General features: G+C 66.8%; 22 protein-coding genes. 21 read left to right on the top strand and 1 reads right to left on the bottom strand.

Going from position 1 to position 25051, the window contains the following annotated elements; genetic code table 11:
* The first annotated feature begins 41 nt into the window (after positions 1–41).
* The 15 genes from Mschef_RS11065 (at position 42) to kynU (ending at position 16303) form a co-directional block, all read left to right on the top strand.
* Entirely contained in the window at positions 42–1142 is a 1101-nt protein-coding gene (locus Mschef_RS11065; RefSeq protein WP_081128410.1) for a Glu/Leu/Phe/Val dehydrogenase dimerization domain-containing protein, read from the top strand.
* A 178-nt stretch (positions 1143–1320) separates the two neighbouring features.
* Complete coding sequence (locus Mschef_RS11070; RefSeq protein WP_081128413.1) at positions 1321–2478, top strand: isovaleryl-CoA dehydrogenase; 1158 nt, start codon at positions 1321–1323, stop codon at positions 2476–2478.
* Positions 2479–2573: 95 nt separating this feature from the next.
* Entirely contained in the window at positions 2574–3749 is a 1176-nt protein-coding gene (locus Mschef_RS11075; RefSeq protein ID WP_081128416.1) for a thiolase family protein, read from the top strand.
* A 227-nt stretch (positions 3750–3976) separates the two neighbouring features.
* Positions 3977–4240, top strand: a complete 264-nt coding sequence (locus Mschef_RS11080; protein ID WP_081128419.1) for a hypothetical protein — start codon at positions 3977–3979, stop codon at positions 4238–4240.
* 131 nt (positions 4241–4371) lie between these two features.
* Positions 4372–5976 carry a carboxyl transferase domain-containing protein gene (locus Mschef_RS11085; protein ID WP_081128422.1) on the top strand — a complete coding sequence of 535 codons (1605 nt, stop codon included), beginning with the start codon at positions 4372–4374 and terminating at the stop codon, positions 5974–5976.
* A 10-nt stretch (positions 5977–5986) separates the two neighbouring features.
* Positions 5987–6784 carry an enoyl-CoA hydratase-related protein gene (locus Mschef_RS11090; RefSeq protein ID WP_081128425.1) on the top strand — a complete coding sequence of 266 codons (798 nt, stop codon included), beginning with the start codon at positions 5987–5989 and terminating at the stop codon, positions 6782–6784.
* Positions 6781–8772: an acetyl/propionyl/methylcrotonyl-CoA carboxylase subunit alpha gene (locus tag Mschef_RS11095; RefSeq protein WP_193791046.1), complete on the top strand. Its 1992-nt coding sequence runs from the start codon at positions 6781–6783 to the stop codon at positions 8770–8772. Before Mschef_RS11090 ends, Mschef_RS11095 begins: the two co-directional genes overlap by 4 nt.
* Positions 8773–8833: 61 nt before the next feature.
* Positions 8834–9553 carry an alanyl-tRNA editing protein gene (locus Mschef_RS11100; RefSeq protein WP_081128427.1) on the top strand — a complete coding sequence of 240 codons (720 nt, stop codon included), beginning with the start codon at positions 8834–8836 and terminating at the stop codon, positions 9551–9553.
* A complete protein-coding gene (locus Mschef_RS11105) occupies positions 9550–10446 on the top strand; it encodes a hydroxymethylglutaryl-CoA lyase (protein WP_081128429.1) in 897 nt (298 codons plus the stop codon). The genes Mschef_RS11100 and Mschef_RS11105 overlap by 4 nt, the downstream gene beginning before the upstream one ends.
* Positions 10443–10934, top strand: a complete 492-nt coding sequence (locus tag Mschef_RS11110) for a GNAT family N-acetyltransferase (protein WP_081129980.1) — start codon at positions 10443–10445, stop codon at positions 10932–10934. The genes Mschef_RS11105 and Mschef_RS11110 overlap by 4 nt, the downstream gene beginning before the upstream one ends.
* A 99-nt stretch (positions 10935–11033) precedes the next feature.
* Positions 11034–11801, top strand: a complete 768-nt coding sequence (locus tag Mschef_RS11115) for an SDR family NAD(P)-dependent oxidoreductase (RefSeq protein ID WP_081128431.1) — start codon at positions 11034–11036, stop codon at positions 11799–11801.
* A gap of 28 nt (positions 11802–11829) precedes the next feature.
* Positions 11830–12393, top strand: a complete 564-nt coding sequence (efpL, locus tag Mschef_RS11120) for an elongation factor P-like protein EfpL (RefSeq protein WP_081128433.1) — start codon at positions 11830–11832, stop codon at positions 12391–12393.
* 52 nt (positions 12394–12445) lie between these two features.
* Entirely contained in the window at positions 12446–14419 is a 1974-nt protein-coding gene (locus Mschef_RS11125) for an FUSC family protein (protein WP_081128435.1), read from the top strand.
* A 76-nt stretch (positions 14420–14495) separates the two neighbouring features.
* On the top strand, positions 14496–15038 hold the full coding sequence (locus Mschef_RS11130; protein WP_081128437.1) for a hypothetical protein: 543 nt from the start codon (positions 14496–14498) through the stop codon (positions 15036–15038).
* Positions 15039–15040: 2 nt separating this feature from the next.
* Positions 15041–16303 carry a kynureninase gene (gene kynU / locus Mschef_RS11135; protein ID WP_425480062.1) on the top strand — a complete coding sequence of 421 codons (1263 nt, stop codon included), beginning with the start codon at positions 15041–15043 and terminating at the stop codon, positions 16301–16303.
* A gap of 64 nt (positions 16304–16367) precedes the next feature.
* Here kynU and dksA read toward each other — a convergent pair whose 3' ends face one another.
* On the bottom strand, positions 16368–17411 hold the full coding sequence (gene dksA, locus Mschef_RS17745; protein WP_242426513.1) for an RNA polymerase-binding protein DksA: 1044 nt from the start codon (positions 17409–17411) through the stop codon (positions 16368–16370).
* Between the two features lie 169 nt (positions 17412–17580).
* Between dksA and yidD the strand changes: the two genes are divergently transcribed.
* From yidD to Mschef_RS11175, 6 genes are all read left to right on the top strand, one after another.
* Complete coding sequence (gene yidD / locus Mschef_RS11150; RefSeq protein ID WP_081128441.1) at positions 17581–17856, top strand: membrane protein insertion efficiency factor YidD; 276 nt, start codon at positions 17581–17583, stop codon at positions 17854–17856.
* Complete coding sequence (locus tag Mschef_RS11155) at positions 17831–19168, top strand: dihydroorotase (protein ID WP_081128443.1); 1338 nt, start codon at positions 17831–17833, stop codon at positions 19166–19168. Before yidD ends, Mschef_RS11155 begins: the two co-directional genes overlap by 26 nt.
* Before the next feature lie 60 nt (positions 19169–19228).
* Complete coding sequence (gene mfd / locus Mschef_RS11160) at positions 19229–22729, top strand: transcription-repair coupling factor (RefSeq protein ID WP_081128445.1); 3501 nt, start codon at positions 19229–19231, stop codon at positions 22727–22729.
* A 184-nt stretch (positions 22730–22913) separates the two neighbouring features.
* Positions 22914–23342, top strand: a complete 429-nt coding sequence (locus tag Mschef_RS11165) for a DUF3887 domain-containing protein (protein ID WP_081128447.1) — start codon at positions 22914–22916, stop codon at positions 23340–23342.
* 142 nt (positions 23343–23484) lie between these two features.
* Entirely contained in the window at positions 23485–24030 is a 546-nt protein-coding gene (locus tag Mschef_RS11170; RefSeq protein WP_242426514.1) for a M15 family metallopeptidase, read from the top strand.
* Positions 24031–24182: 152 nt separating this feature from the next.
* The gene (locus Mschef_RS11175; protein ID WP_338093169.1) at positions 24183–24998 is read left to right on the top strand and encodes a dienelactone hydrolase family protein; all 816 of its coding nucleotides are present in this window, start codon (positions 24183–24185) and stop codon (positions 24996–24998) included.
* The last annotated feature ends 53 nt before the right edge of the window (positions 24999–25051 follow it).

Here is a 25051-nt window from a genome sequence, read left to right on the forward strand (position 1 = left end):
CCGCCGGTCCCGGCGGTTTCACCCTCCCGGAGTAGTCATCGATGATCTTCGAAACCCTCGCCACCTACGGCCATGAGCAGGTGGTGTTTTGCCATCAGAAAGATGTCGGCCTCAAGGCCATCATCGCCATCCACAACACCGTGCTCGGGCCGTCCCTGGGCGGGCTGCGCATGTGGGCCTACAAGACCGAGCAGGAAGCGCTCAACGACGTGCTGCGCCTGTCGCGCGGCATGACCTACAAGAACGCCGTGGCCGGCCTGAACCTGGGTGGCGGCAAGGCGGTGATCATCGGCGATCCGACGCGGGACAAGTCCGAGGCGCTGTTCCGCGCCTTCGGCCGCTTCGTGCAATCGCTGGGCGGGCGCTACATCACTGCCGAGGACGTCGGCATCGACGTCAACGACATGGAGTACGTATTCCGCGAAACCGAATTCGTCACCGGCGTGCACCAGGTGCACGGCGGTTCCGGCGATCCCTCGCCGTTCACCGCTTTTGGCACGCTGCAGGGATTGATGGCCGCGCTCAACCACAAGTACGGCCACGAGGACGTGGGCAAGCTCAGCTACGCCGTGCAGGGCGTGGGGCATGTCGGCCTGGAGTTCGTCAAGCTGCTGCGCGAACAGGGCGCCAAGGTCTTCGTCACCGACATCAACAAGGCCGCCGTGCAACGCTGCGTGGATGAATTCGGCTGCGAGGCCGTGGGCCTGGACGATATCTACGACGTCGATGCCGATGTCTACAGCCCGGCCGCTTTGGGTGGCACCATCAACGAGCACACGCTGCCGCGGCTGAAGTGCAAGATCATCTGTGGCCCTGCCAACAACCAGTTGGCCACCGACGCCATCGGCGATGAGGTAAGCAAGCGCGGGATTCTCTACGCGCCGGATTACGCGGTGAACGCCGGCGGCGTGATGAACGTATCGCTGGAGATCGATGGCTACAACCGCGAACGCGCGATGCGCATGATGCGCACGATCTACTACAACGTCGGGCGCATCTTCCAGATCGCCGACCGCGACGGTATCGCCACCTACAAGGCCGCCGACCGCATGGCCGAGGAGCGCATCACCACCATTGGCAAGATCAAGCTGCCGACCATGGGCAATGGCCCGCGCTTCCTCGGACGCATGCGCGGGCAGTGACGCTGCGCGACCAACACGGACATGAAACCCGTGCTGCCGCGGCAGCCGTCACACTGGATGACGCAGACTTGGCCGTGCGGCCGCGGGCTTCGACTTGCCGTTCAGCAGCATGGAACTCCGCAGCGGGTTTCCCGTTTCCGGCTACTGATTTCTCATTCCTGATTACCGGCTGATTCCCATGCGCCCCTTCTCGCTCGACGAAGACAATGACCTGCTGCGCGACAGCGTGCGCACGTTCGCGGACAAGGAAATCGCACCGCGCGCGGACCGCATCGACCGCGAGAACGAGTTTCCCGAGGACCTGTGGCGCAAGCTCGGCGAACTGGGCCTGCTCGGCATCACCGTGGCGCCCGAGTTTGGCGGCAGCGGCATGGGTTACCTCGCACATCTGCTGGCGATGGAGGAAATCTCGCGCGCCTCCGGATCGGTCGGCCTGAGCTACGGCGCGCACAGCAACCTGTGCGTCAACAACATCTACCTCAATGGCAGCGCCGCGCAGCGCACGCGCTACCTGCCCAGGCTGTGCAGCGGCGAATGGATCGGTGCGCTGGCCATGAGCGAACCGGGTGCGGGTTCGGACGTGGTCGGCTCGATGGCCTGCCGCGCCGAGCGCAAGGGCGATGTCTGGATCGCCAATGGCAACAAGATGTGGATCACGAACGGCCCCAACGCCGACGTGCTGCTGGTGTACATGCGCACCAGCGGGCGCGAGGCGGGCAGTCGCAGCATGACCGCCTTCATCGTCGAGAAGGGCATGCCCGGCTTCAGCACTGCGCAAAAGCTGGACAAGCTCGGCATGCGCGGCTCCAACACCTGCGAGCTGGTGTTCGATAACTGCGTCATCCCGGATGCCAACCGCATCGGTGAGGTCAATGAAGGCGTGCGCGTGCTGATGAGCGGACTGGACAGCGAGCGCCTGGTGCTGTCCGGCGGTCCCATCGGGCTGATGCAGTCGGCGCTGGATATCACCCTGCCCTACGTGCGCGAGCGCAAGCAGTTCAACGCGCCGATCGGTACCTTCGAGCTGATGCAGGCCAAGATCGCGGACATGTACACCGCGCTGCAATCCAGCCGCGCCTATGCGTACATGGTCGCGCAGCAATTCGATCGCAAGCAGCGCTCGCGCATCGATCCGGCCTCGTGCCTGCTGCTGGCCAGCGAAAGCGCCGTGCAGGTGGCGCTGGAGGCCATCCAGGCGCTGGGCGGCAACGGCTACATCAACGACTATCCGGCCGGACGCATCCTGCGCGACGCCAAGCTGTACGCGATCGGCGCCGGCACCAACGAAATCCGCCGCATGCTGATCGGTCGCGAATTGTTCCACGGCAAGTCCTGATCCATGCACGTCGCGCGTTTGCGGCAGCGCAGCAGGCAGCGCGATAATCGCGCCTTCCCTCGATTCGCGGCGCCCCATGCCGCACGGAGTCCCGCATGTCCGACATCGTCATCGCCGGCGCCAAGCGCACCGCGATTGGTTCATTCCTCGGCCAGTTCACCGGCGTACCCACGCCGACACTGGGTGCCAGCGCGATGCGTGCCGCACTCGAGCATGCGGGCGTTGCATCCGATCAGGTGACCGAGGTGATCATGGGGTGCGTGCTGCCGGCTAATCTCGGCCAGGCACCGGCGCGCCAGGCTGCGCTGGGCGCGGGGCTGCCGGCCAGCGCCGGCTGCACCACGATCAACAAGGTCTGTGGCTCGGGCATGAAGGCGGTGATGCTGGCGCACGACCTGATCCGCGCCGGCAGCGCCGATATCGTGGTCGCTGGCGGCATGGAATCGATGACCAATGCACCGCACATGGTGCAGGCGCGCGTGGGCATCCGTTACGGTGAGGGCACGCTGGTCGATCACATGGCCTGGGATGGCCTGACCAACCCCTATGACGGCAAGGCCATGGGCGTGTTCGGCGAGCTGTGCGCCGACAAGTACCACTTCACCCGCGCCGAGCAGGACGCGTTCGCCGCCGAGTCGGTGCGTCGCGCGTTGGCCGCGCAGCAGAGCGGCGCCTTCGCCGGCGAGATCGTCCCGGTGAAGGTGTCCACGCGCAAGGGCGAGGTCGAGTTCAGCGCCGACGAACAGCCCGGCCGTTGCGACATCGCCAAGATACCAAGCCTCAAGCCGGCGTTCCGCAAGGACAACGGCACGATCACCGCGGCCACTTCATCGAGCATTTCCGACGGTGCCGCGGCACTGGTGCTGTTGCGCGCCGAGGACGCCATGCGTCGTGGCATCAAGCCGCTGGCGCGCATCGTCGCGCACGCCACCCATTCGCAGGAGCCGGAGTGGTTCACCACCGCCCCGGTCGGCGCCATCCAGAAGGTGCTGGCCAAGGCTGGCTGGCGCGTCGAGGACGTCGACCTGTTCGAGGTCAACGAGGCCTTCGCCGTCGTGGCCATGACGCCGATGCGCGAATTGGGCATCCAGCATGGTCGCCTCAACGTGCACGGCGGTGCCTGTGCGCTCGGTCACCCCATCGGCGCCAGCGGCGCACGTCTGCTCGTCACGCTGATTCATGCAATGATCCAGCGCAAGGCCAAGCGTGGCGTGGCGTCGCTATGCATCGGCGGTGGCGAGGCCACGGCCATTGCCATCGAATTGGCCTGACCCAGGCCGATGCTGCAAAGTAGCGCTGATTGCGGTAACGTTTCACGGTGGTGGATTTTCCAAGTCGGTGTCAGGCCCGCGCCGGCTCGGCAGTGCGATTACAATCCGGATTGCTGGCCGGGAGTGAAGTTGTGGCATGCTCCCTACTGGCGCCCGCATTAAAGTCGCGTTTTAATATGGCGGCCATCAATTACTTGGCACTCACGGCATTTTAGGAGAGACACACAATGAAGCTCACCCGCATCATTTTTGCGGCTTCGCTGGTTGCACTGCTGGCTGCTTGCAGCCATCAGGAATCCAGCGAGCAGGCTCCGGCCGCCGCCAGTTCGGCAGCCATGGCACCGGCCGAAGCTCCGGCCCCGGCCACCACGGCGGCTCCGGCTGAAGCCGGCACCGCCATGCCGGCTCCGGCCACCACGGCGGCGGCTCCGGCTACCAGCGGCACCGCGGCTGCCCCGGCTGAAGCCGGCACCGCTGCCCACGGCGGCTGATCGGTTCATTCCGATCGCGAAAAAACCGGTCGCAGTCGCGGCCGGTTTTTTTTCGCCTGCGGAATGCGCGCGCGGGTATCGCCAACGCCACCGCCGCTTTATCATGCGCAGGCCTTCAAACGGCCGGACGCATGGGCATCCTCACCTCGCGCATCGATGCGCGCTCCCCCGAATTCATCGCCAATGCCGCGCGCATGCGCGAATGGGTCGCGGATTTGCGTCGACAACTTGATCGCGCTGCCGCCGGGGGCGATGCCAAAGCCCGCGAAAAACATAGTGCGCGCGGCAAATTGCTGCCACGCGAGCGCGTCAATGCGCTGCTCGATGTCGGCAGCCCGTTCCTCGAAATCGCGCCGCTGGCCGCGCATGGCCTGTACGACGACCAGGCACCGGCCGCCGGGTTGATCGCCGGTATCGGCCGCGTGCACGGTCGCGAGGTTCTGGTGATCGCCAACGACGCCACGGTGAAGGGCGGCACCTACTTCCCGATGACGGTGAAAAAACACCTGCGCGCGCAGGAAATCGCGCTGGAAAACCACCTGCCCTGCGTGTACCTGGTGGATTCCGGCGGTGCCTTCCTGCCGTTGCAAGATGAAGTGTTCCCCGATCGCGAGCACTTCGGCCGCATCTTCTACAACCAGGCGCGCATGAGCGCGCAAGGCATCGCGCAGATCGCCGTGGTGATGGGCTCATGCACGGCAGGTGGCGCCTACGTGCCGGCGATGAGTGACGAGACCATCATCGTGCGCGAACAGGGCACGATCTTTCTGGGCGGCCCGCCGCTGGTCAAGGCGGCCACCGGCGAGGTCGTCGATGCCGAGACTTTGGGCGGCGCCGACGTGCACACCGCGATCTCGGGCGTGGCCGACCACTTCGCCGAGAACGACCGTCACGCCCTGCAACTCGCGCGTGACGCGGTCGCGCAGCTCAATCGGGCAACCGCGCCACAGCCGGCACAGGCGCCGCGCCTGCCGCGCCATGCCGCCGAGGAACTGTACGGCATCGTGCCGCAGGACACGCGCCAACCCTATGACGTGCGCGAGATCATCGCGCGCCTGGTGGACGACTCCGACTTGCACGAGTTCAAGGCGCGCTACGGCAAGACCCTGGTCACCGGCTTCGCGCACCTGTGCGGTTTTCCGGTGGGCATCGTGGCCAACAATGGCATCCTGTTTTCCGAATCTGCGCTCAAGGGCGCGCATTTCATCGAGCTGTGCGCGCAACGCGGCGTGCCGCTGGTTTTCCTGCAGAACATCACCGGCTTCATGGTCGGCAAGAAGTACGAGCACGGCGGCATCGCCCGCGACGGCGCCAAGATGGTCACCGCGGTGGCCTGCGCCAACGTACCCAAGTTCACCGTGGTGATTGGTGGCAGCTTCGGCGCCGGCAACTACGCCATGTGCGGTCGCGCCTATGGCGGACGCTTTTTGTGGATGTGGCCGAATGCTCGCATCAGCGTGATGGGCGGCGAGCAGGCCGCCAGCGTGCTGGCCACGGTGCGCCGCGACGGCCTGGAGGCCGCGGGCAAGTCGTGGAGCACCGAGGATGAAGCCGCGTTCAAGGCGCCGATCCGCGCGCAGTACGAGCAGCAAGGCCATCCCTATTACGCCACGGCGCGATTGTGGGACGACGGCATCATCGATCCGGCCGACACGCGCCGCGTGCTCGGCCTGGCCCTGGCGGCAAGCCTCAATGCGCCCATCGAACCCACGCGCTTCGGCGTGTTCCGCATGTGAGGCGACCGCCATGAGTTCCCTGCAGCAGCATCAGCACGACGGCGTTGCTTACCTCACGCTCGATCGCCCGCAAGTGCACAACGCCTTCGACGACACGCTGATCAGCGAGCTGACCGATGTCCTGCGCCGGCTCGATGCCGACGCCGGAACGCGCGCCATGGTGCTCAGCGGCTCCGGCAACACGTTTTCTGCCGGCGCCGATCTCAACTGGATGCGCGCCATGGCCAGCGCAGGCGAGAGCGAAAATCACGCCGATGCGATGCGCCTGGCAACGTTGATGCGCACTCTGGATGAACTCGGCAAGCCGACGCTGGCGCGCGTCAACGGCTCGGCTTATGGCGGCGGCGTGGGTCTGATCGCCTGCTGCGACATCGCCATCGGCGTGCCCGAAGCGAAGTTCGCGCTCAGCGAGGTCAAGCTCGGCTTGGTCCCCGCGGTAATCTCGCCTTACGTGGCGGCGGCGATCGGCGCGCGCCAGGCACGGCGCTTTTTTCTCAGCGGCGAGATCTTCGACGCCGCGGAGGCGCAGCGCATCGGTCTGCTGCACGCCGTGGTTCCCGGCGCTGCACTGGATGCCGCTGTCGAACGCCAGTTGCACTGGCTGGGCAAGGGCGGTCCACGCGCGCAGGCCGAGGCCAAGGCGCTGCTGCGGCGTGGCGCGGGCGATGCCGCGCGCGCGCGCGATGCCATCGATCTCGACAACGCCGCGCTGATCGCGCGCCTGCGCGTTTCGCCCGAGGGTCAGGAAGGCCTGCAGGCGTTCCTCGACAAGCGCCCGCCACGCTGGATCAGCGGGAGCGGAACGTGAGTTTCCCGATCGACAGCGTGCTCATCGCCAACCGCGGCGAGATTGCCTGCCGCATCATCCGCACGCTGCGCAGGCTCGGGCTGCGCAGCATCGCGGTGTATTCCGAAGCCGATGCCGATGCGCAGCACGTGCGCCTGGCCGACATGGCCGTGCCAATCGGCGGGCCGCGCCCGCAGGACAGCTACCTGCGCGGTGATGCCATCATCGCCGCCGCGCAAGCCTGTGGCGCGCAGGCGATCCACCCGGGTTACGGGTTTCTCTCGGAGAACGCCGATTTCGCCGAGGCGGTGGCGCAAGCCGGGCTTAGCTACATCGGCCCCAGCGCCGCCAGCACGCGGCGCATGGGTTCCAAGGCCGGCGCCAAGACGCTGATGGCCGCGCACGGCGTACCGGTGGTGCCGGGCTACACCGGCGCAGACCAGGACGCCGCATTGCTCGCGCGCGAGGCCGGGCGCATCGGCTATCCGCTGATGATCAAGGCTGCCTACGGCGGCGGCGGCAAGGGCATGCGCATCGTGCGCAGCGCGGATGAATTCGCCGCGGCGCTGGCCTCATGCCAGCGTGAGGCACAAGGGGCTTTCGGCAACGCACGCGTACTGGTCGAGCGTTACATCGAGCATCCGCGACACATTGAATTCCAGATTTTCGGCGACAACCATGGCCACGTCATCCATCTGAACGAACGCGAATGTTCGGCGCAGCGCCGCTATCAGAAGGTGATGGAGGAAACCCCATCGCCCTTCCTCACGCCCGAACTGCGTGCGCGCATGGGCGCCGCCGCCATCGCCGCGGGCAAGGCGCTGGATTACTGCAACGCCGGCACGGTGGAGTTCATCGTCGATCCGCAGGGCGGGTTCTATTTCATGGAGCTCAACGCACGCCTGCAGGTCGAGCATCCGATCACCGAATGGACCCTGGGCCTGGATCTGGTCGAGCTGCAATTGCGCGTCGCCGCAGGTGAACCGCTGCCCGGCGCGCTGCTGGATGGCGCGCCGGCGCAGAATGGCCATGCCATCGAGTTGCGCCTGTACGCCGAAGATCCGGCGCAAGGCTTCCTGCCCGGCTCAGGTCGAATCGAGCACCTGGCGCTGCCGGCACCCTCGCCGCGCGTGCGTGTCGACAGCGGCGTGATCGAAGGCGATACGGTGAGCATTTTCTATGACCCGATGATCGCCAAAATCATCGTCCGGGATAAGGATCGCCCGCGTGCGCTGGCGCGCATGGCCGAAGCTCTGGCCGCCTGTCATGTGCAAGGCCCCAAGTCCAACGTCGCGTTTCTCGAACGTCTGATCGCGCATCCGGCGGTGCGCGAAGGGCGCATCGACACCGGCTACCTCGATCGTGCGCTGGACGAGTTCCTGCCCGTTGCGGCGCAATTCGATGCCACGGCGGTGCTCGCGGCAGCGGTGGCCGTACTGCTGCATGCCGAGGCCACAGCCCTGGCTGATCATTCGCCTTGGGCGACCCCCGATGCCTGGCGCATGCAAGGCGCCGCGCCGCGCGAGTTGTACTTGCAGCAAGGTGAAACGCGCCTGCGCATCCTGGCGACCGGGCACCATGGTGATTACACGCTGCATATCCAAGGCCACACTGCTGCTTTCGTCGTGGCGGGTGCGCGGCACGATGGCGATGTGCTCAGCCTGCGTCTCGATGATCGCGCACTGCGCTTGCGTGTGCACCGCGCCGGCTACACGCTGGAAGTGCAGCGTGACGGCACGCGCCACGCCTTCGCGCTGGCGCCGGCCTATGTCGATGCAACCAGCAGCACCAACAACGATGATGCCGTGCGCGCACCCATGCCCGGACGCGTGGTATTGGTGCAAGCCAGCGTGGGCAGCGCGGTGGAGGCCGGCGCCGTGTTGCTGGTGATGGAGGCGATGAAGATGGAATTGTCGCTGCGCGCGCCGCGTGCGGGCATGGTGGTGGCGATTCAGGCCGCTGCCGGCGAGTTCGTCGAAGCTGACAGCGTGCTGATTCGCCTCGATTGAGACCCCGCGCCGCTACGATGCGGACTTGACCGGCGCCACGCGCCTACTCCCGAGACCTGCCATGAGTCGCATGCTCTACGCCGAAGATCCGTACCTGCAGCAGTGTGAAACACGTATTACTGCGGTGCACGCAACAGGCATCGAACTTGAAGCGACCGTGTTTTATCCCCTGGGCGGTGGACAGCCGGGCGACAGTGGTTGGCTGATCGACAGCGGAGGGCGACGCACACGCATCACCGACACGCGCCGCGACCGTGAAACAGGCGCGATCCTGCATCAGTTCGAAACCGGCGCCGAGGTTCCACCAACCGGCAGTGCCGTGCGCATCGAAATCGACTGGGCGCGACGCCATCGCCACATGCGCATGCACACCTGCCTGCACCTGCTTTCGGCCGTGGTACGGCACGGCGTCACCGGCGGCAACCTCAGCGCCGAAAGCGGCCGCCTGGACTTCGACGCCGAGGGCGTTGTACTGGATGCCGCGACGATTCAAGCACAGCTGACGCGGCTGATCGAAGCAGACCATCCGCTGCGCGTGCGCTTGATCAGCGGCACCGAACTGGCCGCGCAGCCCGAATTGATCAAGACACTCTCGGTCAAACCGCCCATGCATCTGCCGCAGATCCGCCTGATCGAAATCGAGGACACCGACCTGCAACCCTGCGGCGGCACGCACGTCACGCGCACCGGCGAAATCGGCGCGGTGCGCGTGCTCAAGATCGAAAGCAAGGGCGCGCGCAATCGCCGCGTGGTGCTGGGCTTCGCGGACGATGCGGCATGAGCGAACAGGTGCGCGTGGTCGAGGTCGGTGCGCGCGACGGCCTGCAAAACGAGCCGGCCAGCGTGCCGACGGCGATCAAGATCGAGCTGATCGAACGCCTGGCGGATTGCGGCTACGACACCGTGGAGGCCACCAGCTTCGTCAGCCCGAAGTGGATTCCGCAATTGGCCGACGCCGAAGCGGTGATGCACGGCCTGCAGCGCAAGCCCGGCGTGCGCTATCCGGTGCTGGTGCCCAATCTGCAGGGCTATGTACGTGCGCGCGCCGCCGGTGCCAGCGAGATCGCGGTGTTCACCGCAGCCTCCGAAGCCTTCAACCGCAAGAACATCAACGCCTCGATCGATGAATCCATCGCGCGCTTCGAGCCAGTGCTGACGCAGGCGCACGCCGATGGCGTGCGCGTGCGCGGCTATGTCTCCACCGTCCTCGGCTGCCCCTATCAGGGCGCGGTTCCGCTGACCGACGTAGTGCGCGTGGCGGCGCGGCTGCACGCACTGGGTTGTGGCGAGATTTCATTGGGCGACACCATCGGCGTCGGCACACCGGGCAAGGCGCGCGCGATGCTGCGCGCGGTCGCCGAGGCCGTGCCCATGGACGCGCTGGCGGTGCACTTCCACGATACCTACGGGCAGGCGCTGGCCAACATCCTCGCCTGCCTGGAGGACGGCGTGCGCGTGGTCGATGCCGCCGTGGCCGGCACCGGCGGCTGTCCCTACGCGCGCGGCGCCAGCGGCAACGTGGCCAGCGAGGACGTGATCTACATGCTGCACGGCATGGGCCTGCAAACCGGGGTTGACCTGGATGCACTCATCGCCACCGGGCAGTGGCTGGCGACGCAGCTTGGCCGCGGCAACGGCAGCCGCGTCGGCCAGGCGCGCGGCGCGGCGGCATGAGCGCGCCATGGCGAATTCGCCCGATCACGGCGGCCGACGACGCGGCGATGGCGGCGGTGATCCGTATCGTGATGCCCGAGTTCGGCGCCATGGGCCCGGGCTTTGCCCTGCATGACCCGGAAGTGGACTGGCTGAGCCGCGCCTACACCGCGCCACGCAGCGCCTATTTCGTGGTCGAACAGGATGGCTGCGTCACCGGCGGTGGCGGTGTCGCGCCGCTGCTCGGCGGCAGCGCTGACACCTGCGAGCTGCGCAAGATGTATTTCCTGCCGACGCTGCGCGGGCTGGGCGCGGGCCGTGCGCTGATGACGCGCTGTCTGGATGCCGCGCGCGGATTCGGCTTCCGCCAGTGCTACATCGAGACCCTCACCGGCATGGACGCGGCGCAAGCGCTGTATCTGCGGTCGGGCTTCACGCGCATCGACGCACCGCTGGGCGGCACTGGCCACCATGCCTGTGACCGCTACTACCTGCGCAGGCTGGATTGACGCACCGGATCGGTGCACGCCGATCGCCCCTGCGCGATCGGCAAACGCAAGCCGTCGCGCGCGGTTAAAATCACGCTTTCGATTGCAGTGAAACCTCCCATGCAGCTCGATCAAGTCAAGGCCGTCATCAGCGGCGGCGCTTCCGGCCTCGGCCACGCCGTGGCCACGCATCTGATCCAGCACGGCGCCCGCGTATGCCTGCTCGATGTCAATGCCGAACGCGGCGCACAGGCCGCGCAAGCGCTGGGACCGCTGGCGCAGTTCCTGCGCACGGATGTCGGCAGCGAGGAGGAGGTCACCGCCCATCTCGCGCGCGCAGCCGAGGCCATGGGCGGCCTCAACGCCGCGGTCAGCTGTGCTGGCATCCTTGGTGCCGGGCGCGTGCTGGGCAAGGACGGTCCCATGCCGCTGACCACCTTCGCGCGCACCATCGGCGTCAATTTGATCGGCAGCTTCAACCTGACCAAGGCTGCCGCCAACCTGATGCAGCACAACGCCGCGGGTGAGGATGGCGAGCGCGGCGCGATCGTGCTCACCGCCTCGATCGCCGCCTATGAAGGGCAGATCGGCCAGGCTGCTTACGCCGCATCGAAAGGCGGCGTGGTCGGCATGACCCTGCCCATGGCGCGCGAATTCGCGCGCATCGGCGTGCGCGTGATGACCATCGCGCCCGGCGTGTTCCACACGCCCATGGTGGATGGCATGCCGCCGCAAGTCTATGACAGCCTGTGCGCGCAGGTGCCCTACCCGCCACGCCTGGGCCAGCCGCAGGAGTTCGCCGAAACCGTGGCCTTCATCCTCGGCAACCGCTATCTCAACGGCAGCGTGATCCGCCTCGATGGCGCGATCCGCCTGCAACCGAAATGACCTTTTACAGCTTCCTGCGAGTGCTCCGATGAAAGCCTCAGATATCAAGCGCGGCAATGCCGTCGAACACGCGGGCAAGACCTGGCAGGTGCGCGAGGTCGAGAAAAGTTCGCCCACCGCGCGCGGCGGCAACACCACGTACCGCTTCGCGCTGTACGCCATCCCCGGCGGCCAGCGTCTGGACCTGACTTTGCGCGCCGACGACGAACTGCGCGAAGTCGAACTGAGTCGCCGCCAGGCGCATTTCTCGTACAAGGATGCCGACGGCTATGTGTTCATGGACGCCGAGGATTTCACCCAATACATCCTCGGCGGCGAACTGCTCGGCGACAACGCCGGCTACATCATCGATGGGCTGGATGGCTGCTACGTGCAGTTGATCGACGAACAGCCGGTGGGTCTGCAGTTGCCGCCCAGCGTGAGTCTGCGCGTGGTCGAGACCGCGCCGGAACTCAAGGGCGCCTCGGCCACCAAGCGCCCCAAACCTGCACGGCTGGAAACCGGGCTGGAAATCCAGGTGCCGGATTACATCGGCGTCGATGACCAGGTATTGGTCAGCACGCTGACCGGCGAGTTCGCCGGTCGCGCCTGAGCCGCGTGGCGATGGCAATGGGTGCACCCGGCGATTCAGCGCGCGCTGCAACATGCCGGTGAACTCGCGCTGGTCACTGCGCGCTGCGTTGGACAGCAAGCTGCTGCGCTTCAGCCGCCCCGACGTACCGCTGGTCGTGGCCACGCGCAACACCGCCGGCGTGGTGCTGCCGCTGTTGCTTGGTCTGGCCTTGGGCAAGCTCGGTATCGGCATCTGGCTGGCGCTGGGTGCATTGGTGGTGATGTTCTCTGATCAGCCCGGCCCATACCGGCAGCGGCTGTCGCACATCGCCTTGGCTGCACTGGGCGCAGCGCTGGCGGGCTGGGCGGGGTTCGTGTTCGGCGCGCAGCGCGAAATCATGATCGCGCTGGCCCTGCTGCTCGGATTCGGCGGTGGCCTGCTGGTGCAGTTCGGCGCGGCTGCATCGCGCATCGGCATGACCAGCATGATCCTGCTGGTGATCGCCGGCGCCTCGCCCATGCCGCTGGCGCAAGCCACGCTGGACGGGCTCTTGCTGCTCGCCGGCGGGTTATTGCAGGCACTGCTGGCAGTGGCGGCCTGGCCGCTGGGACGCTGCCGCCCGCAGCGCATGCTGCTGGCACAGATCTACCGCGAGCTGGCGCAGCTGACACGGCAGCGTCCCGGAGATGATGTCGCACCTCCGCTGAGCGAGCGCATGCTGGATGCGCAAACCATGCTGCTTGGCGAGCGCGATGCGCATGGACGCGCCAGCGAAGCGCTGCTGGTGCTGCTTGACGCGGCGGAACAATTGCGCCTGCATGTGCTGGCCGCGGACGATGCCATGCACACACCGGCACTGAGCCACGATACGGCCACTGTGCTCGATGCCATCGCCGCGGCACTGCAGACCGGCGCGCCAGGCAGTGCGGCCGTGAATGCGCTGCGGCGCCTGCAGCAGCAATCCGCGGTGGCCGGCATGACGCAGGCTGCCATGCTGGCGCCACTGGCGCGCGCGGTGCGCAATGCCAACTGGGCCGGCAGCGCTGGCGAGCTGCGCGCGGCGGTCGCCGAACGCAGCTTGCCACCCGCACTGCGCGGCGATTCACCCTGGGTGCAATTGCGCGCCAATCTCAACATGAAATCAGCGGCATTCCGCCACGCGCTGCGCATGGGCGTCGCGCTGGCACTGGGCGTGGCCGTCGAGCGCTACCTGGGGCTGGCACACGGCTACTGGCTGCCGATGACGCTGGCGATCGTGCTGCGCGCGGATTTCGCCGCCACGCTCAGCTTTGGCGTGCAGCGTGCGCTCGGCACGGTACTGGGCTTGCTGCTGACGACGCTGCTGCTCAATCTCAGCAGCAGCAGCCTGGCCGCGATCCTGCTGCTGGGCGCATTGGCGTTCTTGTTTCGCTGGCTGGGCAACAGCAACTACCTGCTGGCGGTAGCCGCGCTGACCGGGGCCGTGGTCATTCTGCTGGCATTGGCGGGCGAATCAGCGGCGCAGTCCATGCACGACCGCCTGATCGCCACCTTCCTGGCCTGCGGTGCCGCGCTGGCTGGCTATCTGCTGTGGCCGACCTGGGAACGCACGCGCATTCAACCGGCACTGGCGGCGATGTTGCACGCGTATGCCGATTACCTCGCGGCCCTGACCGGCGCCGATGCGCGTCGGCTCGCGCACATGCGCGCCGCATCGCGTCTGGCGCGGGTCAACGCGCTGGCCTCGCTGGAGCGCCTGCGCGGCGAGCCCTTCGCCACAGCGGAACTGCGCATGCGCGCCGAGCGTGTATTCGCGCACGCCAATCGTCTGGTGCGCAGCGCGATGAGTCTGGAGCTGCTGCCCGTGGAGCAACGTGCGGCGCCCGCGGCAGCGGCGTGGTTGCGACAATGCGCCGAAGGTGTCAACGCCTGCGCGCGCCACCTGGATGGTGTGCGTGACGTAGCGCTACCGCCCCCGCCCGCTGCGCCCGGCGAGGGTATGGTTCTGCAGCGCCTCACCGACGCCCTGCGCGCGCTGCAAAATGTTTTGCAGCCGGCAGTGGCGGCTGGCGCCGGCACAGATTGAGATTCACGTCCACGGCACCGGTGCGACGCGGCGCTACACTTCAATCTCTCCCGAGTCCGCCATGTCAGGAACGCCCATGTCCAAGCCCGGAATTCGCACCGCTCCCGTACTGCTCAGCGCGCTGCTGCTCGCCGCCGCCACCCTCAGCGCGCACGCCACCGACTATCAGCTGGCCGATGGTCGGGTGCGCTTCAGTGCCCCTGACGCATGGCCGCAGATCATGATGCAGACCAGCGGCAATCCGCAGTTCATGGCATTTCAGGTGCCCGACCCAGCGCCGGTCAGCCAGCGCGTGCTGGCGCGTGTCACCGTCACCGTGGTGAAGATGCTCAATGGCCCCGCGTTCCAGCAGTGGGTCAACCAGCGCGTGCAGCACAGCCATCAATTGCCTGGCTATGAATCGGTGGCGCAGCCTGGCTCGAGCAGCAACGTGGTGCGCTATACCGCGCTGGAGAGCGGCGTGCGCATGAGCTACAGCGAGCGTTATTTCCTCAAGGGTCTGGAAGGCGTGCAACTGCGCTGCCTGCGCCCCAATCGCGGCGAGGTCGACGCGGCCTGGGTGGCCAGTTTCGACAAGGGCTGCGACGCGATTGCCGCGAGCTTGCAACAAGGCGGTTGAACGTGGTCGCACTGGCCGCCGAGGAGACGCGCGCGCTGACGCTGGACGCGAATGATGCGCTCAGCGCATGGCGCGATGCGTTTCTGATCCCACCGCATGGCGCGGGTGAGCAGGCATATTTCTGCGGCAACTCGCTGGGCCTGCAGCCGCGCGCCGTGCGCGCCGCACTGGATGCCGAACTGGACAGTTGGGCGCGGCGCGCGGTGGAAGGCCACTTCGAAGGCCCGCAGCCATGGATGGATGTGCAGGACGACCTGCAGCAGATGCTGGCGCCGCTGGTCGGCGCCGCGCCCGCCGACGTGGTGGTGATGAACACGCTCAGCGTCAACCTGCAATTGCTGCTGGCCAGCTTTTATCGGCCGCAAGGCGCGCGCAACGCCATTCTGGTCGAGCGCGGCGCATTTCCATCGGACCGGCACGTGGTGGTTTCACACCTCGCCTGGCATGGCCTGGACGAATCCGCGCTGATCGAGGTCGCCCCCGATGCACACGGCGTTTTCAGCAGCGAGGCCTTCGCTGCTGCGTTCGCGCAACATGGCGCGCGCATCGCGCTGGCGCTGTTGCCTGGCGTGCAATATCGCAACGGGCAGGTGTTCGACATCGCCGGGTTGACCGATCTGGCGCATCGCCATGGCGCCATCGCCGGCTTCGATCTGGCGCATGCAGTGGGCAATATCCCGCTGGCCCTGCACGACTGCGGCGTCGATTTCGCCGCATGGTGCAGCTACAAATACCTCAACGCCGGCCCCGGCGCGCCCGGCGGCGTGTTCGTGCATCCGCGCCATGCGCAGCGGCCGCGCTTGGCAGGTTGGTGGGGCCATGCGCAGGCCACGCGTTTCCAGATGGCGGCCGAGTTCGTGCCCGAGCAGGGCGCGCGCGGCTGGCAATTGTCCAATCCGCCGATCCTGGCGATGGCGCCGCTGCGTGCCAGCCTGGCACCGTTCGCCAGCATCGGCATGCCGGCGCTGCGCGCGCGCGCACTGCGCCTGACCGGCCATCTCGATGAACTGCTGCGCACGCATGCGGCGAACAGCATCGAGATCCTGACCCCCGGCGACGAGTCCCGGCGCGGCTGCCAGCTCAGCCTGCGCGTGCGCGCCGGGCGCGAGGCAGGGTGCAGGCTGTTCGCGCACCTCGTCGCGCAGGGTGTGCTTGGCGACTGGCGCGAGCCGGACGTGATCCGCCTGGCGCCGGTGCCGCTGTACAACCGGTACACCGATTGCCTGCGCGCGGTGCGCGCCATCGTGGATTGGGCGCAGGCATGAAAACCCCGCATCCGCGGGGTTTGCTTCATTGTCCAGCGGCTGATGGCGCGGCGAACGAGCTCGCCTACTCGCCGATCTGCTTGCGCAGGTGCTCGCGGCGCTCCTGCGCATCAAGGCTGAGCGTGGCGATGGGGCGCGCTTCCAGGCGCTCCAGACCGATGTCCTCGTCGGTCTCCTCGCAAAAGCCGTAGCGGCCTTCCTCGATGCGGCGCAGCGCCTTGTCGATCTTGGCGATGAGCTTGCGGTAGCGATCGCGCGTGCGCAGCTCCAGCGAGTTCTCGGTTTCGCGCGTGGCGCGCTCGGCGTCGTCGCCGACATCGCGCACTTCCTCGCGCAGGTTGTCCATGGTCTGACGCGATTCCTCGACCAGTTGCTCGCGCCAGTCGCGCAGTTTGTTGCGGAAATAGGCGAGGTGCCGAGGATTCATGTACTCCTCACTGACCTTGGGCTTGTAGCCCTTGGGCAGGTCGATGTGCGTGGAGGCGGGTAATGCGTAACGACCGTCGTCGCGGGTGAACGCGACGTCGTCGATGGATTTGATGGGAGGGGCTTTGATTGAATTCACGGAGCTGCTTGGTTTGCCAATGGATTTGCCAGCCGCGGGAGTTGGCAGCTTGGCAGCGTGTGATTGCATGGGTTTGACTGTGGTGGACTTGCCGGCCTTGCCGGATTTGACGATTGCGTGACCGTGCCCGGCGGGCTGCTTGACGTGCTTGGGCGCGGGCTTGCCAGCAGCTTTGCCCGCCGACCTGCTGACCGGTTTGGCGGCAGGCTTGTGCGCGGGCAGCTTCTTCGCAGCGCCCTTGCCGGCTGGCAATTTCTTCGCGGGTGTCTTCTTGACCACCGGATGCGCGCGGGCTGCCTTGGGGGCCGCGGACTTCTTGGTGGCGGGCTTCCTGGTCACCGACTTCTTAGCCACGGGCTTGACTGCCACGGCAGGCTTTTTGGCGGGTGCAGGCTTGTGCACGACGGTGGCTTTCCTGGCCGGCGCAGCCTTTTTCGCCGCAGGCGGTTTCTTCACCGCGACCGGTTTCTTTGCCGATTTCGCCGGCTTGGCCGCCGCCTTGGTGGCGGTCCTGGCCTTGCTGACGAGCTTATGCGTTTTCATCATCTCCTCCCCGAGGCGGGCGATACCTGCCGCACGCCGGTCGATGCGGACTTCATGGCCGCGGGCTTCGGCGGTTGAGGCTCGAAGGCGGCGTGTTATAGCCTAGTCGCTCTGCCCCGGCAATAAGCGCGTCATCGCGCGCGCTCGCCGTTTCTGGTCCTATATCGGCGTGACCCGCCTCATTCTTGCCTTGCTGGCACTGTACAAGCGGCTGCTCAGCCCGCTATTGGGGCAGCGTTGCCGCTTCCACCCGAGCTGCTCGGACTACGCGCGCATCGCGGTGGCGCGCTTCGGCCCGCTGCGCGGCGGCGTGCTGGCGATCTGGCGCATCCTGCGCTGCCAGCCGCTATGCCATGGCGGCCACGATCCAGTGCCCGAGCACTTCCATCTCACCCGCTGTCATCCCAAGGAATCCGAACATGAGCGAACACTGGCTGATCCGTGACGCCGAACTGGTCAACGAGGGCCGCCGCTGGCACGCCGATGTGCGCGTGCGCGACGGACGCATCGCGCGCATCGCACCGAGTCTTGCCGCCGAACCCGGCGAGCAGGTGCTGGAGGCGCGCGGGCGCTGGCTGCTGCCGGGCATGATCGATGACCAGGTGCATTTTCGCGAGCCCGGACTGACGCACAAGGCCGACATCGAACACGAATCGCGCGCCTGCATCGCCGGTGGCATCACCAGTTTCATGGACATGCCCAACACGCGCCCACCGGCGCTGACCGCCGACGCGCTGGAGGCCAAATACGCGCGCGCCGCCGAAGTCAGCCGTGCCAATTACGGTTTCTACATGGGCGCCAGCAACGACAACCTCGAGCACATCAAGCGCCTCGATCCGCAGCGCGCGCCGGGCGTGAAGGTGTTCATGGGCTCATCGACCGGCAACATGCTGGTCGATGACCCGGCCACCCTGGATGGCATCTTCGCCGCCGCGCCGGTGCCGGTGATCACGCATTGCGAGGACACGCCGATGATCGAGGCCAACCTCGCCGCCGCGCATGCACGCTACGGTACGGACATTCCGCTTGGCGAGCATCCGCTGATCCGCTCGCGCGAGGCCTGCCTGAAGTCGACCACACTGGCGATCTCGCTGGCACGGCGCCATGGCACGCGCCTGCATGTGCTGCACATCTCCACCGCCGACGAGCTGGCGCTGTTCGCGCCGGGCCCGGTCCAGGGCAAGCAGATCACCGCGGAGACCTGCGTGCATTACCTGCACTTCTGTGATGCCGATTACGCGCGCCTGGGCAATCGCATCAAGTGCAATCCGGCGATCAAGACCGCGGCTGACCGCGCGGCCATCATCCGCGCGCTGGCCGAGGGCCGCATCGACGTGCTGGCCACCGATCACGCCCCGCATCTGGAAAGCGAGAAGGCGCAGGACTACGACCATGCGCCGTCCGGCCTGCCACTGGTGCAGTACGCGCTGCAAGTGGCGCTGGAGCGCGTGTTCGATGGCCAGCTCGCGCTCGAACGCGTGGTCGAGGCGGCGTGCCATGCGCCCGCGCTGCGCTTCGATGTGCGCGAGCGCGGTTTCCTGCGCGAGGGCTACCACGCCGATCTGGTGCTGGTGGACCCGACGCGTCCGCACGCGGTCGCGCGCGCCGAAATCCTGTCCAAGTGCGGCTGGTCGCCGTTCGAGGGCGAGACCTTGCGCAGTTCGATCGCCGCCACGTTTCTCAACGGTCAGATGGCTTTCGACGGCACGCACGTGATCGACAGCGTGCGCGGACAGCGTCTGGGCTTCGCGCGTTGATGACGTGTCGGGGATGAACCGGCGCAGCGGGTTAAAATCGCGGTCTTTGTACATCATCTCATGCCCGATTTGACCACCGCTTCCGAGCCTCCGGTGCCCCTGCTGGCTACGCCGCCGCTGCCCATTGATGCTCGCCAATGGCGGCGCTGGGTACTACCACCCGGCGCGGGCCTGGCGCTGGCCCTGTGCGAGGCCGCGCGCGCCAGCGATGCGCCGCTGGTGGCGATCACCGCCGACAGCGCTGCTGCGCTGACGCTGGAGCAGGATCTGGCCGTATTCGCCGACGCACTGCCGATCCTGGCGCTGCCCGACTGGGAGACCCTGCCCTACGAGCTGTTCTCGCCACACGGCGAGATCGTCGCGCAGCGCATCGCCACGCTCAATCGCCTGCCGGGGCTGCAGCGTGGCGTGCTGGTACTGCCGGCGGCCACGCTGATGCAACGCCTGGCGCCGCGCAGCTATCTGGCGCAATCCGGTCTGCAACTGACACGCGGCCAGAAGTTCGACCTGGAAACCGAGACGCGTCGTCTGCAATCCAGCGGCTACCGGCGCGTGGCGCAAGTGGGTGATCCGGGCGAATTCGCGGTGCGCGGCTCGGTACTGGACATCTACCCCAGCGGCGCACCACTGCCTTACCGCATCGAACTGCTCGATGACGAAATCGAATCCTTGCGCAGCTTCGATGCGGAAACCCAGCGTTCACTGCACACGCTGGATCGCATCGACCTGTTGCCAGCGCGCGAGTTTCCGCTGACCGAGGATGCCGTGCGCGGCTTTCGAGCGCGCCTGCGCGAGCGCTTTGCCATCGACGTGCGCCACTGTCCGGTCTACAGGGACTTGCGCGAAGGCAGCACGCCGGCCGGCATCGAGTACTACCTGCCGCTGTTTTTCGAAGCCACCGAGACGCTGTTCGAGTATCTACCCGCGCGCGCGGTGTTCGTGCTGACTGACGCGGCGCTGGATGCCGCCGAGCGCTTCTGGCAACAGACCGACGCGCGTTACGCGCAGCGCGCACACGATATCGAGCGCCCGATCCTGCCGCCTGCCGAGCTGTATCTGGCGCCACAGGCGCTGCGCGAACAGCTCAATCGCAGCCGTCGCGTCGAGCTGTGCGCGGCCGGCGCCGCGCACGCGCAGGTGCTGGCCATCGCCGCGGCGCCGCAAGTGCAAGCCGCGCCACACATCAGCCCCGCGCAAATGTTGCAAACCTTGCTGCAAGGCTTGCGCGGCAGCGTGCTGCTGACCGTCGATTCGCCAGGGCGCCGCGAAATGCTGCGCGAGCTGCTGACGACGGCCGGGCTTGATGCCGAGACAGTGGCCGACTGGCCTGCGTTTCTGGCCTGGCGGAACGCGCGGTCTGCGGCACAATCAGCGCCGCAACTCGCACTCGGCGTCGCCGCGCTCAGCGCCGGCTTCAGCCTGCCCGGAGCCGGCATCTGCGTACTCTGCGAACAGGAGCTGGTCGGCGCACGCGTGCGTCAGGAGCGCACGCGCCGACGCGGCGCGGCGCGCGATCCCGAGGCGGTTTTGCGCGATCTGACCGAACTCAGCATCGGTGCGCCCATCGTGCATGTCGACCACGGCGTCGGCCGCTATCTCGGCCTGATCACGCTGCATGTCGGCGGCGGTGCCGGCGAATTTCTGGCGCTGGAATACGCCAAGGGCGACAAGCTCTATGTACCGGTGGCGCAGCTGGGACTGATCAGTCGCTATAGCGGAGCCGCGCCCGAATTGGCGCCATTACACAGCCTCGGCGGCGATGCCTGGGAGCGCGCCAAGCGCAAGGCAGCGGAGAAGGTACGCGATGCCGCGGCCGAGCTGCTTGGCCTGCACGCCGAACGCGCGGCGCGCAGCGGCGCCGAGCTGCGTGCCGATCCGGCCTTGTACGCACAATTCGCAGCCAGCTTCCGCTTCGTGGAAACGCCCGATCAACACACCGCGATCGAGGCCGTGCTGACCGACATGGCCGCGCCCAGTCCCATGGACCGCGTGGTCTGCGGCGATGTCGGCTTCGGCAAAACCGAGGTTGCGCTGCGCGCCGCGTTCGTGGCCGCACTGGCCGGGCGTCAGGTGGCGGTGCTGGTGCCGACCACGCTGCTCGCCCAGCAGCACTGGCAGAACTTCCGCGACCGCATGGCCGACTGGCCGATCCGCATCGAGGCGCTGACCCGTTTCCAGTCGCGCAACGAAGCCAGCGCGGCGCTGCAGCGCCTGGCGCGCGGCGAAATCGACATCGTCATCGGCACGCACCGGCTTTTGCAGAGCGACGTGAAATTCGCGCGCCTGGGCCTGGTGATCGTCGACGAGGAACACCGCTTCGGCGTGCGCCACAAGGAGCAGCTCAAGCGTCTGCGCGCCGAGGTCGATCTGCTCACGCTCACCGCTACACCGATTCCGCGCACGCTGAACATGGCGATGATGGGCATGCGCGATTTGTCCATCATCGCCACGCCGCCAGCGCAACGCCTGGCGGTAAAAACCGTGATCACGCCGTGGGATACGGCGCTGATCCGCGAAGCGTTCCAGCGCGAGCTGGCGCGCGGCGGGCAGATCTATTTTCTGCACAACGAGGTCGACAGTATCGAGCGCATCGCACGCGAGCTGGCCGAATTGGTGCCTGAGGCGCGCATCCGTATCGCGCACGGGCAGATGCCCGAGCGCGCGCTGGAAAACGTGATGATCGATTTTCACCACCAGCGCTTCAACACGCTGGTGTGCACCACCATCATCGAATCCGGCATCGATATTCCCAGTGCCAACACGATTCTGGTGAACCGCGCCGACAAGTTCGGCTTGGCGCAATTGCACCAGTTGCGCGGCCGCGTGGGGCGCTCGCATCACCGCGCCTATGCTTATCTGATCGTGCCCGAGCGCGCCGCGCTCAGCGGCGACGCCGAAAAACGTCTGACCGCGCTAGCCTCGCTGGAGGAACTGGGCGCCGGCTTCACCCTGGCCACGCATGACATGGAAATCCGCGGCGCCGGCGAACTGCTGGGCGAGGAGCAGTCCGGCCAGATCGAAGCGATCGGTTTCACCCTGTACACCGAACTGCTGGAGCGCGCGGTGCGCGCGCTGCGCCAGGGCAAGGTGCCCGATTACAGCTTCAACGCCGAGCACGAGGCCGAGATCGTGCTGCACACGCCGCTGCTGATTCCGGACGACTACCTGCCCGACGTGCACGCGCGCCTGACGTTGTACAAGCGCATCGCCAGCGCTGGCACGCCAGCTGAGCTGCGCGAGCTGCAAGTGGAAATGATCGATCGCTTCGGCCTGCTGCCGCAGCCGACGCGCGACCTGTTCGCCGCGGCCGAATTGAAACTGACCGCCAACGCGTTGGGTGTGCGCAAGCTCGAACTGGGCGAGCCTGGCGGGCGCCTGCAATTCCGCGCGCAACCCATGCTTGATCCGCGCAAGGTGATCCACATGCTCCAGCGCGAACCGAAGGTCTATCGCCTCGACGGGCAGGACAAGTTGCGCATCACGCGCGAATTGGCCACGGCGGAGTCCCGTTTCACCTTTGCACGCGCACTGCTGGAAGCGCTGGGTCCCGCACTCGGCTGAGTCGTGGCGTCGGCACCGATACGCATATCAGATACGGATGATGTTGCTGCGCAACGCAGGAAATCCTTGCGGGCCGCATACGCGCGGCGTAAGTTTCAAGCGCGCGACGAATTGTCGCAGAGCATCCGGCGGCAACATTCGTGCACAGCATGACGTGTCCGGTTTCTGATGGGAGCCCACGACGATGGCAAGCACCGATCTCACGCACTTCGGCAAGACCTCAACGCTACTGGCCCTGCTGCTCTGCGCGGCGACACTCGTGATCATGCCAGGCGCGCGCGCCGCGGACAGCACGGATGGGGCGCAGTGCCGCGTTCTGGCACAGCACATGCTGAGTGCACTGCTCAAAGGCGACAGCAAGGCCGCCACCGATGCTTTCGATACCGACATGCGCACGGCGCTGCCGCCCGCCAAGCTGTCCGAGCTGTGGGGCGAGGTGCAAAGCAACTATGGCAAGTTCAGAGCACAAAGCAGCGCGCGCACCCTGAAGGTCAACGGCATGGACGTGGTGATCACGCCGATGCAATTCGCCAAGACCGCGCTCGACGCGCAGGTGGCCTGCAACACGCACGGCCAGATCGCCGGTTTCTTCCTGCGTCCGACGAGCACCTGAAAGGCACCATGTCCGGGTGCCTTGGCACCCGGCATGATGGGACGCGCATCGAGATTCAAGCCCGTTCCGGCAGTAACGACCGCTCATGTCGCATCGCGCGCTGATGCGCGATCATGCGCAGATGCAACGCGTTCCTCCTCCCATGACCTCCGGCGTCGGTGCGCGCGAGCGCGCCATGCGCGCCGCGGAGGCCTTGGGCGTGCCGGTGGATTACGGTCGCCGGCGCGGCCTGCGTCCGCAGCGTGAACCGACGCGGTTGCAGTCCATCGGACTTGACGCGCAACAACGTCCAGCCTGGTTGCGCCCGCGCGCAGCTGCGGCATTCCTGCGCATGCGGCGGGCCGCCATGCAGGATGGCATCGAACTGCAAGTCATCTCGGCGTGGCGCTCATGCGAGTATCAGCTCGGCATCATCCGGCGCAAATGCGAGCGCGGGCAGGACATGGCCACGATCCTCACCGTCAGCGCCGCGCCTGGCTATAGCGAACACCACAGCGGGCGGGCGCTGGACCTGGCCAGTCCCGGCAGCGCGGTGCTCGAGGAAGCTTTCGAGCAAACGCCCGCATTTGCCTGGCTGCAAGACCACGCGCGTATTCACGGCTTCGCGCTGTCCTACCCGCGTGGCAACCGCCACGGCATCGCCTACGAGCCATGGCACTGGTGCTGGCATGCGCATCGGGTGCGATGACACCGCGCAGTGAACAGTTCATGTGGTGCACCAGCTGGCTGGACCACCCGCATCGCGACGCAGCGCACCCGGCCAGCGGCAGCGCAATCCACACAGTCTGGCGCTGGCCATCCGGACTATGCTCAACCTGCCCAAGCCCATGGAGTATTGCCGTGAAGCGTCTGCTTGCCCTGATCTTCGTGCTGATGATGCCAGCCTGTGCCGTGCGTGCCGCCATGGTCACGCGCAGCATTGATTGGACACTGGATGGCACGCGCTTCCACAGCGTGCTGGTTTATGACGATGCCTCCAGTGCGCCGCGCGCCGGCCTACTGATGGTGCCCAACTGGTACGGCATCAATCGCGATGCGATCGCCAAGGCCAGGATGATCGCCGGCGACCGCTACGTGATCCTGTTGACCGACATGTATGGCGCCGATGTGCGTCCGACCACGACCGCACAGGCCCAGGCCGCAGTCAAGCCGCTGTATGCCGACCGCGCGCTGATGCGCGCGCGCATGCTCAAGGCGCTCGGCGAACTGCGCGCACAGGAAGCACATGCCCCGATCGACCCAGCGCGCATCGCCGCGATCGGTTTCTGCTTCGGTGGCTCGGCAGTACTCGACCTGGCACGTGCCGGCGCCCGGATTGCCGCTGTAGTGACGTTTCACGGCATCCTGTCCACCGACAACCCGGCGCTGGCAAAAAACATCAAGGCTGATGTGCTGGTGCTCACCGGCAATGATGACCAGGCCGTGCCGCCCAGCGCGCGTGCGGCTTTCGAGCAGGAGATGCGTGAAGGCGGCGTCAAGCGCTGGGCGCTGGTGGATTTCGGCGGCGCCGTGCACTGCTTCACCGAGGCCGCGCAAAAGCCCGCGCCCAATTGCGTCTACGACGCCCCCGTGGCCAAGCGCGCGTATCAGTTCATGCGCGTGTGGCTGGACGATGCTTTTTCAGAACACGTACGCCGGATGCCGGTCGGCACCTGAGCCATTCGCACAATCTGCGTGCGTCGCGACACTCAACTGCGCGCCTATAATTG

The sequence above is a fragment of the Metallibacterium scheffleri genome, from assembly GCF_002077135.1.
GTDB lineage: Bacteria > Pseudomonadota > Gammaproteobacteria > Xanthomonadales > Rhodanobacteraceae > Metallibacterium > Metallibacterium scheffleri.